15 protein-coding genes are annotated in these 15,954 nt (G+C 38.2%); all 15 read left to right on the top strand.

All coding sequences use genetic code 11. The annotated features are described in order from the left end of the window. Positions 1-12 precede the first annotated feature (12 nt). Entirely contained in the window at positions 13-1,068 is a 1,056-nt protein-coding gene (locus AB4Z50_RS01225) for a hypothetical protein (protein ID WP_441874761.1), read from the top strand. Beyond that, on the top strand, positions 1,065-2,144 hold the full coding sequence (gene neuB / locus AB4Z50_RS01230) for an N-acetylneuraminate synthase (protein ID WP_441874763.1): 1,080 nt from the start codon (positions 1,065-1,067) through the stop codon (positions 2,142-2,144). The genes AB4Z50_RS01225 and neuB overlap by 4 nt, the downstream gene beginning before the upstream one ends. Next, the gene (locus AB4Z50_RS01235) at positions 2,141-3,136 is read left to right on the top strand and encodes a GNAT family N-acetyltransferase (RefSeq protein WP_441874765.1); all 996 of its coding nucleotides are present in this window, start codon (positions 2,141-2,143) and stop codon (positions 3,134-3,136) included. Before neuB ends, AB4Z50_RS01235 begins: the two co-directional genes overlap by 4 nt. 17 nt (positions 3,137-3,153) lie before the next feature. Next, positions 3,154-3,828: a class I SAM-dependent methyltransferase gene (locus AB4Z50_RS01240; protein WP_441874767.1), complete on the top strand. Its 675-nt coding sequence runs from the start codon at positions 3,154-3,156 to the stop codon at positions 3,826-3,828. A 46-nt stretch (positions 3,829-3,874) separates the two neighbouring features. Next, entirely contained in the window at positions 3,875-4,924 is a 1,050-nt protein-coding gene (locus AB4Z50_RS01245) for a nucleotidyltransferase family protein (protein WP_441874769.1), read from the top strand. Beyond that, on the top strand, positions 4,921-5,619 hold the full coding sequence (locus AB4Z50_RS01250; protein ID WP_441874771.1) for an acylneuraminate cytidylyltransferase family protein: 699 nt from the start codon (positions 4,921-4,923) through the stop codon (positions 5,617-5,619). The genes AB4Z50_RS01245 and AB4Z50_RS01250 overlap by 4 nt, the downstream gene beginning before the upstream one ends. Positions 5,620-5,879: 260 nt before the next feature. Continuing rightward, positions 5,880-7,355, top strand: coding sequence for a flagellar filament capping protein FliD (fliD, locus tag AB4Z50_RS01255; RefSeq protein WP_441874773.1), 1,476 nt, complete (start codon positions 5,880-5,882; stop codon positions 7,353-7,355). A 62-nt stretch (positions 7,356-7,417) separates the two neighbouring features. Continuing rightward, positions 7,418-7,786 carry a hypothetical protein gene (locus AB4Z50_RS01260; protein WP_441874775.1) on the top strand — a complete coding sequence of 123 codons (369 nt, stop codon included), beginning with the start codon at positions 7,418-7,420 and terminating at the stop codon, positions 7,784-7,786. 225 nt (positions 7,787-8,011) lie between these two features. Beyond that, the gene (locus AB4Z50_RS01265; protein WP_441874777.1) at positions 8,012-8,365 is read left to right on the top strand and encodes a flagellar protein FlaG; all 354 of its coding nucleotides are present in this window, start codon (positions 8,012-8,014) and stop codon (positions 8,363-8,365) included. A gap of 72 nt (positions 8,366-8,437) precedes the next feature. Further along, complete coding sequence (gene fliS / locus AB4Z50_RS01270) at positions 8,438-8,863, top strand: flagellar export chaperone FliS (RefSeq protein WP_076266182.1); 426 nt, start codon at positions 8,438-8,440, stop codon at positions 8,861-8,863. 197 nt (positions 8,864-9,060) lie between these two features. After that, entirely contained in the window at positions 9,061-10,629 is a 1,569-nt protein-coding gene (locus AB4Z50_RS01275) for a DUF2920 family protein (protein WP_441874779.1), read from the top strand. Positions 10,630-11,144: 515 nt separating this feature from the next. After that, positions 11,145-11,342, top strand: a complete 198-nt coding sequence (locus tag AB4Z50_RS01280; RefSeq protein WP_028608231.1) for a cold-shock protein — start codon at positions 11,145-11,147, stop codon at positions 11,340-11,342. 240 nt (positions 11,343-11,582) lie between these two features. Then, positions 11,583-12,128 (top strand): ribosome hibernation-promoting factor, HPF/YfiA family, encoded by a 546-nt coding sequence (hpf, locus tag AB4Z50_RS01285; protein ID WP_441874782.1) that lies wholly within the window; start codon positions 11,583-11,585, stop codon positions 12,126-12,128. 140 nt (positions 12,129-12,268) lie between these two features. Then, positions 12,269-14,776, top strand: coding sequence for a preprotein translocase subunit SecA (gene secA, locus AB4Z50_RS01290; protein WP_076266177.1), 2,508 nt, complete (start codon positions 12,269-12,271; stop codon positions 14,774-14,776). 67 nt (positions 14,777-14,843) lie between these two features. Beyond that, positions 14,844-15,951, top strand: a protein-coding gene (prfB, locus tag AB4Z50_RS01295) for a peptide chain release factor 2 (RefSeq protein WP_441874784.1) whose coding sequence is annotated in 2 segments (ribosomal slippage) — positions 14,844-14,915 and positions 14,917-15,951 — 1,107 coding nt in all. Because the reading frame shifts where the segments join, the coding sequence is not laid out codon by codon here. Positions 15,952-15,954: the final 3 nt, after the last annotated feature.

The raw sequence follows: 15,954 nt of genomic DNA on the forward strand, positions 1-15,954 counted from the left end.
ATAGGCGGCGATATGGAGATTGATGTTTCATTATTGCTTTCTAGTAAAAAGAGAGACATGAAAGATATAACGAAAAAGCATTCTCACTATATATGGACAGCAACAGGGCGTTCTGCTATTTATCATGCTTTAGAGGAATTAGAGGGTAGGGGTATAGAAAGAATAGCTTACTTACCAGCATACGTTTGTGATTCTGTTATACAGCCTTTCAAAAAAAAAAAATACACAATTCATTTTTATTCGATGGGCGCTGATTTAAAAACACCAGCTAATTTACCTGAAGATTTAAACAATGTTGTTTTTTTATTTGTTCATTACTTTGGGCATGAAAATAAATCAATGAGTAATTGGCTGAGACTTAAAAAGCTAGAACAGCGCTTTTATGTTATTGAAGATTGTGTACAGGCGGCCTTTTCTGATATATATAGCGAATGGTCTGATTTTAGGATATATAGTTACAGAAAATTCACTCCACAACCAGACGGTGCATTGTTGATTAGCAATAAAAACATACAAATAAATTTGTTCCCGAATTTCGATAATATGGAATTTTTGTTAGATCAAATTGAGGGGAAAATAAGACGTTCGCTTTCTATGAAAGACACTGATTATCTACCATTGCTTAAGCATTCGGAAGCACGCTTAGATAATATAATATCATTGAATGGAATTTCGGATTTTTCAACCTTTTTAATGGAAAGAATAGATTTTGAAGAAATCAAATCAGTAAGGAGAAGGAATTGGTTCTTATTAAAGGAGCTTATTGAGCAAGATGTTCATATTAGTAGTTTTTTAAATGTGATCTTTGAAACTATTTCAAGTTATGAAGTTCCACTAGGCTTCCCAGTTTTAGTTAGTGGTGGTTTTCGCAATGATCTACGACAGTTTTTAATTAGGCATAATATTTTTTGTCCTATTCATTGGAATATCTCAGATAGTACGTTTAAAGAAGATTTAAATGTAAGTTTAAATATATTAACGTTACCGATCGACCAAAGAATGAACGAAGATCATGTTTATTATTTAGTGAGATATATTTCTCAATTTTTCCTAGAGGTGAGTAAATGAGTAGAACATTTATTATTGCTGAAGCAGGAGTTAATCATAATGGTGACATCGAATTGGCAAAGAAGTTAGTGGATATTGCAGTAAAGGGTAAAGCGGATGCTGTGAAGTTTCAGACATTCAAAACAGAAAATGTTATTAGTATGCACGCCCCTAAAGCGGAGTATCAAATTAATACAACGGGTGGAGAAGAGTCGCAATTTGATATGGTGAGAAAGCTTGAACTCTCTTTTGAACAATTTAAAGAGTTAAAAGCACATTGCGATGCAAGTGAAATTGAATTTTTATCGACGCCATTTGATATAGAGAGTGCTAATTTTTTAATTGATGAGCTAATGTTAAAAACAATAAAAATCCCTTCTGGAGAGATTACAAATGCGCCGCTTATTTATCATATAGCTCGAAAAGGAGTGAAAATAATATTATCAACAGGAATGTCAACATTAAGTGAAGTAGAAGCAGCACTTGGTGTTATAGCATTCGGTTTATTACAGAAAACAGAAACTCCATCTATTAATGTGTTTAAAGAGGCTTATATCTCGCAAGAAGGACAGCAACTTTTGAAAGAACACGTGGTATTGTTACATTGCACTACAGAGTATCCTGCACCTGTTCAAGATGTTAATTTATTGGCTATCAATACGATGAAAACTGCGTTTGGATTGCAGTCAGGGTACTCAGATCATACAGAAGGAATCGCAATAACAATTGCCGCCGTTGCTTTAGGAGCAACGGTTATTGAGAAACACATTACGTATGACAAACAAGCAGAGGGACCAGATCATCAGGCTTCACTTTCACCGGAAGAATTGATACAAATGATTGAAGCAATAAGGCAAGTAGAATCAGCAAAAGGGACCGGCATAAAGATTCCTTCTAAATCCGAAATGAAAAACGTTGAAATTGCAAGAAAAAGCATAGTTGCAAGTAAGGAAATCAAACAAGGTGAAGTCTTCACAGTTGATAATATCACAATTAAAAGACCCGGTAATGGTATATCTCCTTTTGAGTATTGGAATATTTTAAAGGAAAAGTCTGTAAAGGATTTCATTATGGATGAGGAGATTACTTTAAAATGATTGTATCTACAGAACAAGCATTACATATTTTTAATAAATTACCTGTAGAAATGCAGTCTTTTTATTTTCATCCTGAATACGTCATTAATGATGCTTGTAATAAAAAAGATATACAAACTATCTTTTTTGCAAAAGAAGATAATGGAAATATCTATTATCATGCCTTTCATTTTGGAAAAGTACCAAACACAACTTTTTTTGATGTCCAATCACCATATGGATATGGCGGGCCGCTTTGCTTTGGAGATAAATTGTTTATAGATGGATGTATCGAGGAATACAAAAAATGGTGCTTAGATCAATCCGTGCTGGTTGAATTTATCCGTTTCCACCCATTGATGAAAAATGAAATTAACTATTATGGTCAGATTACCAAAAATAGACAGACTGTTTATATCGATACTACTAAACAAAATTTACTGTGCGAATTTAGTACTCGAGTTAGGACTGCGATCAGGAAAGCTCAAAAAAGTAATCTTAAGATTACTTTTTCCAAGTCCAGAACATACATCCAACAATTTATTGACATGTATACTGAACTGATGATCAAAAAGAAATCAACGGAAGATTACTTTTTTAATGATAAATACTTTGTTCAATTATTACAAAATGAATTAGTGTATTTAGTTAGTGCAGAAAATGAGATGGGTCAGGTTATAGGAGCTTCAATTTTCTTTGCAAGTGGTCAGATTGCGGAATATCATCTCTCTGCGTCAAATGAGGAAGGCAGGAAAAAGAATGTTGCAAATTTACTGATATATGAATTTGCTGAATATGCAAAGCGTTGCAACATACAAGCCTTATATTTAGGTGGAGGAACAGATAGTTCGGATGAAAACCCACTTCTTTTTTTTAAGAGAGGATTTTCAAAAAAGGAATTGCCATTTCAAATCGGAAGCTATGAACATAATCATAGAATTTATGATGAATTAAAATCAGTATATTTAAAAGAAAATCCTCAAAAAAAGCAATTTATTTTATTTTATCGATAAGAAAAGGAGTGTATATAATGGCTTGGGATCAAACATGGGAGCAAGTATTTAACAGTCAAGAGTGGGGGAAATATCCTTCTGAAGATTTGATACGCTTTATCGCACGTAATTTTTATGGATCTCCAAATAGAAAAGAAATAAAAATTTTAGAAGTAGGCTGCGGCACCGGAGCTAACTTATGGTATGTAGCGAGAGAAGGATTTTCAGTTTATGGGATAGATGGTTCAAAAACTGCAATTAAAAGAGCTGAAACGAGATTAAAAAAAGAGGTTATTGATTGGTCAGGAGAATTATTCGTAGGAGATATTATCTCATTACCTTTTGAAAATTCATCATTCGACGCTGTAATCGATAATGAAGCAATTTATGCTAATTCTTATGAAAATTCAACTGTAATTTACAATGAAATTTATCGAGTTTTAAAAGAAAATGGAAAGGTATACAGTAAAACTTTTGCAACAGGCAGCTGGGGAGATAAAACAGGCGAGAACATCGGTAAAAATACTTGGATTCCCTCTGAGGGACCATTAAAAGATAAAGGTGTGGCACGGTTTTCAACAAAAGAGGATATTAAAGAACTATTAGCTAATTTTGAGATTGTAGAATTAGAAAAAGCAGAAAGAACTTATAATGATTTGAATGAAAGAATTATCGAGTGGCTAATTACAGGTGTGAAAAATAAAGTGATGTAATATTTTCATCAGGCGTATTACTACATATGAAAAGGGAGCGCAACTGATGATTAACTGGAAAGATATTTTAATTACTCCTGAAATATCAGTTATTAGCACGATGAGAATTATTGATCAATCTGCCTTGCAATTTGCTGTTGTGGTTGATAAAGATAGTCATCTGCTAGGCACAGTAACAGATGGTGATATTCGCCGAGGAATATTAAAAGGTTTACCGCTTGAATCACCTATTCAAGAGGTAATGAATAGATCTCCTGTATATGAAAGAGTCGGAAAAAAAGATTTTTATTACAAAGAAATAATGAGAAAACGACAGTTAAGACAACTTCCAATCGTGAGCAATACTAATCAAATTCAGCGTATACTATTTGCAGAGGATATTAATCAATTATTACAAAAAGAGAATGTAATTGTATTAATGGTTGGTGGTCTAGGAACACGTCTTCGTCCGTTAACAGATGACATTCCCAAACCAATGCTTAAGGTTGGGGATAAGCCAATCTTAGAAACAATTATTGAAAGCTTTAAAAACTTTGGATTTAAAAATTTCATTCTATCCGTTAATTATAAAAAAGAAATTATTAAAGACTACTTTCAAAATGGTAGGCATCTGGGAGTAAATATTGAGTATATCGAAGAGGATAAGAGATTGGGAACAGCAGGGGCATTATCGCTTTTGGACGAATGGCCAAAGGCTCCATTTTTCGTCATGAATGGCGATTTGCTGACAAAAATCAATTATGAACAATTACTAGATTTCCATTATGAAACAAAAGCAGCTGCTACAATATGTGTACGAGAATACGAATATCAGATTCCATATGGCGTAATCGAAACGGAAAATCATCGACTTCGTTCTATCGTTGAAAAACCAGTTCACAAAAACTTTGTAAATGCCGGAATATATGTATTGGATCCTGAAGTTTTGAGATATATACCTCAGAATGAGTTTTTTGATATGCCTGACTTGCTTAAGATGATGATTGAATTGCAAAGAGGGGTCTCTGCCTTCCCATTGAGAGAGTATTGGCTTGACATTGGAAGAGTGGATGATTATGAGAAGGCTATTGGTGACTTTCGGGGGGTTTTTGTATGATAAATAAGAAAAAAATACTCGCTGTCATTCCAGCCCGGGGTGGTTCAAAAGGCCTTCCACGAAAAAACATAATAAATCTAGCCCAAAAACCATTGATTTTCTGGACAATGGAACAAGCAATTAAATCAAAATATATAGATAGACTTATTTTATCTTCTGATGATCCTGAAATTATTGAAGTTGCAAAAAGCTATGGCTGTGAGGTTCCATTTATTCGTCCCAAACATCTTTCACTAGATACAACACCGGGGATTGCCCCTGTCCTTCATGCTATAGAAAAATTACCTGACTATGATTACGTTGTTCTTCTTCAGCCAACATCTCCACTGAGACTAGCAGATGATATTGATGGATGTATAGAAAGAATTATAGAAACCGGTGCTCCTGCTTGTGTGAGCGTAGCGAAAGTGGACAAATCACCATATTGGATGTACACCTTAGGAGAAAATAACCATATGCAACTGCTTATCCCTCAGAATGATATACCAGCCCGGCGTCAGGATTTATCTGATGTTTTTATGGTTAATGGAGCTGTTTATGTAGCGGAGACAAGGTGGCTTATAAAGAACAAGTCATTCTTAAAAGATAATACAGTTGCATTTGTTATGCCGAAAAATCGTTCTCATGACATTGATACGGAAGATGATTTGTTTTTGTGTGAGTCATTGATGAGTAGAAGACCAAAAACAGTCTAGTTGAAAATAGAGGATGAGCAACTGACCTGTTGTATTCTAATTTATCAATATTTATCAAATTTCCTAAACTATATTCTATTTCGATCCGATAGTACTAATAGTATATATAAATTATGTATCACGAAATGTGATAGGCAATTCTCTTTTGAGAAAAAGTAAAACACATATAAAAAATCAATTTAGAGCCCGGGAAAGTAATAGTGATTTGATAAGAGATTTAAGTTTTATAAGACATTAAGAGAAGAGGGTGGAAGAATACTATGGTAAGTCCAATTCGTATGGGTGGCTTAGTCTCAGGTATGGATACAGAGTCAATCGTCAAAAATCTCATGAAAGCTCAGAGCGCACCGCTAAATAAACTTCTTCAAAAGAAGCAAACAGAAGAGTGGAGACGCGACCAATATCGAGAAATGAACGCCCTCCTATCCGATTTAAAAAATAAAACCTTTGATATGAAGCTACAATCAAATTATCAGAAGAAGGTATTAACATCTAGTAATGATTCGATAGTTTCTGTAAAGCAAAAGGGGACTCCGAGTGCTTCTGTATATAATGTAGAATTACAGTCAGCCCCCGTAGCAGCGCAGAATGAAACTTYGAAGTTTACGATCAAAGACAGTTTAATAAATGGGACTGGATTAGTTGCRGAAGATTTTTCCTTTACAATTGGTCCAGACCCTATTAAAGATCGTATTGATGTAACCATCACTGATACCATACACAGCGTTGTAGCAAAAATTAATGCATTATCATCACAAACCGGTATCACAGCAAGCTTTATGAAAGATGATAAATCTATAACGTTCACTTCGAATGGAAAATATCCAGCTATTGCAATAAGTTCTGAATTTCAATCTAAGTTGGGTCCAGACCCAGCGGTTCCCCCGCAAAACAAACCTGCTACACCTGGTACATCAGGAAGCGTACTTATTAACGGTGTTTCATATGTAATCAATAGTAATACCTTCACATTTGATGGTGTTGAATTTAACATTAAAGGTCCGGGAAAAGCAGAAATTAGTCTCAAACCTGATGAGGACGCTGTTTTTAAATCGGTTAAAGAATATGTAGACAAATATAACGAAATTATAGATAAGATAAATGGTAAGTTAAGTGAACGCACCTACAGAGATTATAAACCTTTATTAAACGAAGAGAAGGAATCATTATCCGATAAGCAAGTTGAACAATGGGAACAAAAGGCCAAGAGCGGCTTACTACGCCAAGATGCTTTGTTATCTAATGCGTTATCTCAAATGCGTCTAGCTTTATCAGCGAATGTTACTGGCGCTGGAATGGATGCAAAATATGATAATCTGAGTGAGTTTGGAATTACAACGGGTGATTATTCAGAAAAAGGGAAGCTTTATATTAATGAAACGAAGCTAAAAGAAGCCATTTCTATAAATGGGAATGCTATAATGGATCTGTTTACTAAAAAGAGTACTTCGACGGATGCTACTACTAAATTTTCCGAGAGTGGCTTGATCGAGCGTTTATACGATCAAATTAACGGTACGATGGCTAAACTTACAGAGAAAGCTGGAAGTTCCGGATCATTTGCAGACAAGAGTATTCTTGGTCAAGGTCTAACTAGAATTAATACAGATATTAGTAGATGGGAAAAACGATTAGAGGACATAGAAAGTCGTTATTGGAAGAAGTTCACCGCAATGGAAACTGCGATGAGTAAAGCGAATGCCCAAGGAAATTGGTTATCACAACAACTAGGTTAAGTTAGCTGGATTTTTTAAAAAAATCATTTTTTAACAGCTTCAGAAGGAGTGGGTTACCGACTATGAATACTTCTCTAGATTCTCTGCTTAACGATTTTTTATCATATACATATACGTTGGAGCAGAGAATATTAGAAGATAATAGTGAGCCTGAAGAATGGGTAGAACTTCTGGATAAGAGACAAGAKGTGATTGATCTTGTGTCAGAAGCATTGGAACACGGATGTTCTTTTACCGAGATTCAGATACAAACCTATCTTCAACCAGCATATGAAGTTGATCAAAGAATTTTTCCAATAATGAATCGTAAGAAACAGAATTTGGGATCTGAAATAATGAACATGAAGAGAAGTCAAGCTGTTAATCAGCAATATGGGGATTATGGTAACTCACATTCTCCATACGGTGCATTTTTCGATAAAAAGAAATAATAGTGGGCAGAGGCTCTCTCTTAGGAGAGGCCTATTTTTATTTATTCATATTGTGAAATACCCAAGTGAAATACCCAATAAAATATACAAGTTTTCTTCTAATGCAAAAGAGAATAGTTACCGATATATTAACTAGGACTATTGATGCGGAAGGAATGATAGGTAATGAACACTAATATACCGGCTACAGTGACGAGTAATTCGTCGATTAGAGTTGCTACTAGTATGGATTTAGGTAATACTGGGGCAGTGAAAGAGAGTTCAAGTACGGTGAGTGATTCTCAACAACTTTCGAAATTTTCAAGTTCTTCGGAACTGAAAAAAGCAGAGGCCCGCGGTGAGCATGTCGCAATTAGCGAAGAACAGCTAGTTAAGGCCATCGATAGAGCAATTAAGGCTATCGAGGGAAAAAGCACAAACCTAGAGTTTTCTGTACATAAACAGACCAATATCATTTCAGTGAAAGTATTAGACAGTGCATCGGGTGAAGTCATTCGTGAGATTCCTCCAGAGAAAACGTTGGATTTTGTCGCTAAGATGTGGGAAATGGCTGGTATACTTATAGATAAGAAAGGCTAATTCATTATTGTAAGATGATGAACTCACACAGCGCATAAATGATAAATTAATTTAGTTCTAGGAGGATAAACAATGCAACTTCAACAACGTAATAAGTATCTTCAAAACACAGTTCAAACGGCAACTCCAGGACAACTACTTATTATGCTCTACGATGGCGCTATTCGTTTTTGCCGTCAAGGAATTGAAGCAATTAGAGAACAACGTTATTCAGATGCAAATACAAGTCTACTACGGGTTCAGGATATAGTTAGTGAGTTTGTTATTACAATCGATCGTTCTAATCCTATATCAGAAAACTTGCTACACTTATATGAGTATTTTAATATGCGATTAATTGAGGCGAATATGAAGAAGGATGTAGAACCGGTTGAAGAAGTGCTTTCTCATCTGATTGATTTGAAAGAAACCTGGATTCAGGCAGCTAAACAATATAACCAACTAGCGGCACAAACGAGTGGAAACACGTTCAAACAAACACAATCGACAGTCATTTAATCGAATTAAAAGATTGAGTTGCCGCCCTGAGGGTGGCTTTTTTTTTATTTAAGTCTCTTACGGTTGAAGAATTGAGAATAGCCCTGCGTTAAAAGAATTAATCATTGAGCATTGCTTTTCCGATAATTATCATAATGTTACAACTCTTCTTATCAATTAACGAATACGTTAACAACATAGATTCGGAGGAATAGACTTTGGGAACTTTAGATTATAAAATTAAACCTCATGCAGATATTGAATTAGGTTTTGAAAGAGAAGAACTGGACTATTATGTCACGTTACCGGATGCCGGTGTAACTGAAGAAACTGGATTGATACTAACTATCCCAGGGTTTGGTGGACTTGCTAATTCAAGTTATCAAATAGAAAAATTAAATCCATACCTTGCTGAAAAATATAATTGTATAGTGGTCTCCTTGAATTATTTTGGTATATACCGAGGAACCGAGACGAAATTGGACGACCACTTCATTCATAATATGGAAACGGTCTATGGAGTTCCAAGTACTTATTGGCATAACATTTCTTCTGATAACGATTTTTATACGAAGGTAGGAGAACTGTTAGAAAGCAAAGGGATATCCAAATTAGATCATCAATGTCAAGCTTTAAAGATCACGGGACGACAAGAGTATCAGTCCTTTGGATTTTTACCTGCTCTCGATAACCTAACTGTGCTAGGTGAAGTTCTCAAAAATTACCCTGCGGTAAATAAGAAAAAAATAATTGCCTACGGTTCTTCATACGGCGGATATATAGCTATGCTTTGTGGCAAATTTGCACCCCATACATTTTCAGTCATCATTGACAACTCTGGATTTTCACGATCCGAAATGAAATATATTGTAGGTAGAGAAATATTAGAAACTGATTTAGCTGTTACTGTTAATCTCCGTAACAAACTTTATACTGTGCCATTCGCATATAACAATCCTTGGACGATCATGGATGAGACATCACCCTACTATTTTGGCGATTCTCATAAGCAGATTCGTAATCTGTTAGTTAGAGAGCATAGGGTTAAATCGGATACACGATATTATATTTTTCATTGCGAAGAGGATCAAATAGCTTCCGTGGAAGACAAAGATAAAGTGACTGCGCTGTTGATTAATTATAATTCTACCTACTATAAACGAGTCGGAATGAATGACCTTGATGGTGCGCTTTTTAAAACATATGCACACGCAATGGATGCCTCCCTTCGAAAACTGTTTGATCATGTGGCTGAACAAGACAAGGAATACGGATTGGTGAAAGAAACGAGTGGAAATGAATTTAGTAATAATGAAGTCAACTCATTAAATTGCGGTATCAAAAATTATGTTTTTAATTTCAAAAACGACTTTACAATGAACGTCACTATAACAGATAACATAAAAACAGAATATAATTTAATAAATTCATATCAGATAATGAGCAAATTATTGGATGTTTGCGAGTCAATAGATGAAGGTTTTAACTTTATCGTTACCAAGATAGYGGACAGAGATTATAATGAAACTTTTGGAGTTATGAAGGATATACTAGATGCACACACAGCTATAAATTTACAAATAGATACGTTTTCCAGATTCTTAGGTGAAAATAACCTGCGCTCAGTTAATGAGCAGTTCAAAAACGCTCTTTCAATGACTGTTGTACATTTCAACAAAGAAGACTGGGATTTGTTGGATAACCAGTTATCGCAACAAGTTATACCCTATTTTTTAGCGTGGAAGAAAGAACTGCACCATATTATCACACCCTATATCACCCATTAAACGTCGATATAGCCCTACCATATAACAAATGTTTTTGTGTTCATGATCTGAGCAACTTAACACGTATTCGGACATATCCCACAATTCAGTCACGAATTCCTGCTCCTTCAACAAAATCGTATCGCTTTTCTCTAAATTTAGTAGTGACAATATACATAAGAAGTCGGGCATTACAATCACCCGTCTTCTTTGTGTTTCCTCAACATAAATAAAGAAACAAAGGTTAATTAATTTGTTTGTAACTAGCTAAGGAAAACAGACTACACGCTTAATGCTATTTAAAATATTTGTTTGAGTAGATGCAGCAGATTTAAGATTCGTGTGACGCTCACCTTTCTAGGGCATAATAACTAGAAATCGACACCATCCGATAAGTGTGAGTAGTGCGATTAGATCTTCGTGTATCCGCTTACAATAAATTGTTTGACAATTCAATAAAGTGGGTGTTATAGTCAAATTGTGGGTTATACAAAGCGATGCCTCACAGTATTTGAAGATGAAGGGAATGTTTGCACATGCAAGGTAAAGTTAAATGGTTTAACGCAGAAAAAGGTTATGGATTTATCGAGACTGAGCAAGGCGGCGACGTATTTGTTCATTTCTCCGCTATCCAAACTGAAGGTTTCAAAACTCTTGAAGAAGGCCAATCCGTCGAATTCGATATTGTTGAAGGCGCTCGTGGTCCACAAGCAGCTAACGTAGTTAAACTGTAATTATCCGGCTGATCCAGCCAACCTATAATTTGGATCATTAAACAAGTAACTTACACCAAGCTCCGGGAAACCGGGGCTTTTTTTTGTTGTCTGAAGTGAAATAGGTGTCCGTGACTAAGTTGTGACAAGTCTAGTAGTTCTATAGTTGTATTTGTCTGAATATTCTAAATTGATAAAAAACTATTTTGATTTGAACGCCTACATATGCTATAATAAGACTATGTAAAGGAGGAGTTCCCCATGAACTACAACATTCGAGGTCAACACTTTCAAGTGACAGACGCATTGAGAGACTACGTCGAAAAGAAACTCAGCCGATTGGACAAATATTTTGAAGCACCAATCACCTCCGAAATTAACGTAACACTATCCGTCACCAAAGGGAAACATGCAGTTGAGGTGACCATACCGCTCACCGGTGTCATGCTAAGAGCCGAGGAGAAAAGCGAGGATATGTACGCATCGATTGATCTGGTTGCGGACAAACTCGAACGACAAATACGTAAACATAAAACTAAAGTAAATCGTAAGTTCCGTCAAAGCAGCGGTGTACGCGCTCTATTTAAAGAAGAAGGCTCCGCGGTGGGCGTTCTGGAAGAAGAGGATGATCTAGAGCTCGTTCGTACTAAGCGTTTTGCACTTAAGCCAATGGATGTGGAAGAAGCGATTTTGCAAATGAATATGGTCGGACATAATTTCTTCGTCTTCTCGAATGTGGACAACAAAGAGGTCAGTGTTGTGTACAAACGAAGCGACGGGAAATACGGTTTAATTGAGCAAGGCTAGCCATCATTATACACAACATTGAAGAGCCTTTTCTCCTTTATGGAGAGAGGCTTTTTCTTTTACAATCATCCTCGTTGCGGCGGTGTCGACAAACTGATACAATTTAATGCAAAGAGGCGTTACTACGAAAGGGGAATTCCATGCTCGGATTAGTGAAAAAGATATTTGGTGACCATAACGAGCGCGAGGTAAAGCGGATCCAACGGACGGTAGATGAAATAAATGCGATTGAGTCAAAATTCACTGCTTTATCTGACGATGCGCTTCGCGCGAAAACTGAGGAATTCAAAGCAAGAATTGAAAAAGGCGAGTCATTAGATAAAATATTGCCTGAAGCTTTTGCAACAGTTAGAGAAGCATCCAAGCGTACGCTTGGCATGCGTCACTTTGATGTGCAACTGCTCGGCGGTATCGTTCTTCATGAAGGTAAAATTGCTGAGATGAGAACGGGTGAAGGTAAAACGCTCGTTGCAACGCTTCCGGTTTATTTGAACGCATTGCTTGGCAAAGGCGTACATGTTATCACGGTCAATAATTATCTAGCGCAACGTGATAGCGAGCTTATGGGACAGCTCTATGGCTTCCTAGGCATGACTGTCGGATGTAATCTTCACGGCTTGTCGCATGACGAGAAGCAAGAAGCATATGCATGCGATATTACGTATGGTACAAATAATGAATTTGGTTTTGATTATCTGCGTGACAACATGGTGCTATACAAAGAACAAATGGTTCAGCGTCCTCTTTATTTCTCCATTATCGATGAAGTGGATTCCATTCTTGTCGATGAAGCGCGGACTCCGCTTATTATTTCTGGACAGGCTGCTAAATCAACAGAGCTCTACTTCGCCGCAGACCGCTTTATTGGCCGTTTGAAGCCTGAAGAGGATTTCACGATCGATATTAAGCTTCGCAGCGTTATGCTGACTGAGGCAGGCGTTGAGAAGACGGAGAAGGCATTCCAAATCGAGAACCTTTTCGATCATGCGAATGTAACGCTCAACCACCACGTACAGCAAGCGCTGAAAGCGAACTTCATTATGAAGCGCGATGTGGATTATGTTGTGGAAGAAGAAGAAGTTGTCATCGTTGATGAATTTACTGGTCGTCTAATGTCTGGACGTCGTTATAGCGATGGTCTTCACCAAGCGATTGAAGCGAAGGAAGATCTGAAGGTTCAGAACGAGAGCATGACGCTTGCGACAATTACTTTCCAAAACTACTTCCGTATGTATCGCAAACTTGCTGGTATGACGGGTACTGCGAAGACAGAGGAAGAAGAGTTCAAGCGTATTTATGGACTCGACGTTATTCAAGTGCCTACTAACCGTTCCATGATCCGTAAGGATATTGCAGATGTTGTCTACAAATCCGAACTCGGTAAATTCAAAGCGGTCGTAGAAGAGATCGTAGAACGCCACAGTAAAAATCAACCAGTGCTCGTAGGTACAATTTCTATCGAGAACTCGGAGAAATTATCAGATATGCTGAAGCGCAGAGGCGTTACGCACAAAGTGCTCAACGCGAAGTTCCATGCGGAAGAGGCAGAAATTATTTCGCGCGCTGGTCAAGCGGGCTCCGTAACGATTGCAACGAACATGGCTGGTCGTGGTACCGATATTTTGCTAGGTGATGAGGTTGCTGAACTAGGCGGCTTGCATATCATTGGTACAGAGCGCCATGAAAGCCGTCGGATCGATAACCAACTGCGTGGTCGTGCTGGACGTCAAGGCGATCCAGGTTCATCACAGTTTTATCTATCGCTTGAGGATGAGCTGATGCGCCGCTTCGGTTCTGAAAACATTATGGGTATGATGGATAAGCTAGGACTGGATGAGGATCAACCGATTGAGAGCCGGATGATTTCTAGAGCGATTGAATCTGCGCAGAAACGCGTTGAGGGCAATAACTTTGACATCCGGAAAGTTGTTCTACAATACGATGATGTCATGAACCAGCAGCGTGAGGTTATCTATAAGCAGCGCCGTGATATTCTTGGTTCGGAGAACATCCGCCAAGAAGTTATGGAAATGCTTAAGCCTGTCATCGAACGTATTGTTGAAGCTCACTGTTCGGAGGACATTCCGGAGGAGTGGGATCTTCAAGCAATCGTTGATTATGCGCAAGCGAACTTCCTGCAAGAAGGATCTTTGACCAAGGAAGAGATTTGGGGCAAAGAGAAGGAAGAAATCATCGACTACATTTATGCTGAAGTCGTTGCTTCCTATGATGAGCGTGAAGCAGAGCTTGGGGAAGAAACGATGCGCGAATTCGAGAAGGTCGTTGTGCTTCGTGCGGTAGATAGCAAATGGATGGATCACATCGATGCGATGGATCAGCTCCGTCAAGGTATCCACCTGCGTGCATACGGCGGTACGGATCCGCTTCGTGAATATCAATTTGAAGGCTTCGAGATGTTCAAGGAAATGATCGAGAGCATCCACGAGGAAGTTGCAAGATACATTATGAAGGCACGCGTAGAGAGCAACCTGGAGCGTCAAGAAGTAGCTCAAGGCCAAACGACTACAACAAGCGGCGGCGGAGAAGCGATGGAGAAGCGCCCTGCTAAACGTGAGGACCGTGTAGGTCGTAATGATGCATGTCCTTGCGGCAGCGGCAAGAAATACAAGCAGTGCCACGGCAAGTAAGGAACGGCATCAAACAGCATGGCATAAAATAAAGAATGAACCATTATTTTGAGGTGAAGCGAAAGCTATGATAGACATAACGGTTAAACAAGACCTGCGTGAAATGGCCAAGCGGCTCCAAGAGCTTAGGGGGTCCCTTTGACTTAGATCTTAAGCAAGAAATGATTGCTAATTTCGAGGAGAAGATGACTTTCCCTGATTTTTGGGATGATAATGACAAAGCGCAAAGCGTTATTTCTGAGCTTAATGCGGTGAAGTCAGTTGTGGATCATTACGACGGGATGAACAGCGAGCAGGAAGATCTTCAGATGATGCTGGAGCTGGCGGAAGATGAAGGCGATGAGTCGCTTGCATCAGACGTTGTGAGCGGCGTGGAGAAGCTCATGCGCAAGATTAGCGAGTTTGAGCTTCAACTGCTGCTAAATCAGCCTTACGATAAGCTTAATGCGATTCTTGAGCTTCATCCTGGCGCTGGCGGTACGGAGTCTCAGGACTGGGGTTTAATGCTTTATAGGATGTACACGCGCTGGGCGGAGAAGAGCGGCTTCAAGGTTGAGCTTCTTGATTATTTGCCCGGTGATGAGGCCGGTATTAAAAGTGTCACCATTTTGGTGAAGGGCTTTAATGCTTATGGGTATTTGAAGGCAGAGAAAGGCGTACACCGTTTGGTTCGCATTTCTCCGTTTGATTCTGCGGGTCGTCGTCACACGTCGTTTGCTTCCTGTGATGTAGTCCCAGAAATCGATGACAGCATTGAGATCGAAATCCGAACCGAAGATCTGAAGGTGGATACGTACCGCGCGAGTGGAGCAGGCGGACAGCACGTTAATAAGACGGAGTCGGCTATACGTATTACCCACATCCCTTCAGGCATTGTGGTTGCTTGCCAGCAGGAGCGTTCACAAATTCAGAACCGGGAACGTGCGATGAAGATGCTTCGCTCTAAGCTCTATGATCGGAAGATCGAGGAGCAGAGGAAGCATTTGGCGGATATACGCGGTGATCAATCGGAAATCGCGTGGGGAAGCCAAATCCGTTCTTATGTTTTCCATCCCTATAGCATGGTGAAGGATCACCGTACTTCTGTAGAGACAGGTAATGTCGGCGCGGTTATGGATGGCGACATCGACCCTTTTATCGATGGATATTTGCGTCATCAGATTCGTCACGAGTAATTT

This window comes from Paenibacillus sp. 2TAB26, assembly GCF_052115145.1.
Lineage (GTDB): Bacteria > Bacillota > Bacilli > Paenibacillales > Paenibacillaceae > Pristimantibacillus.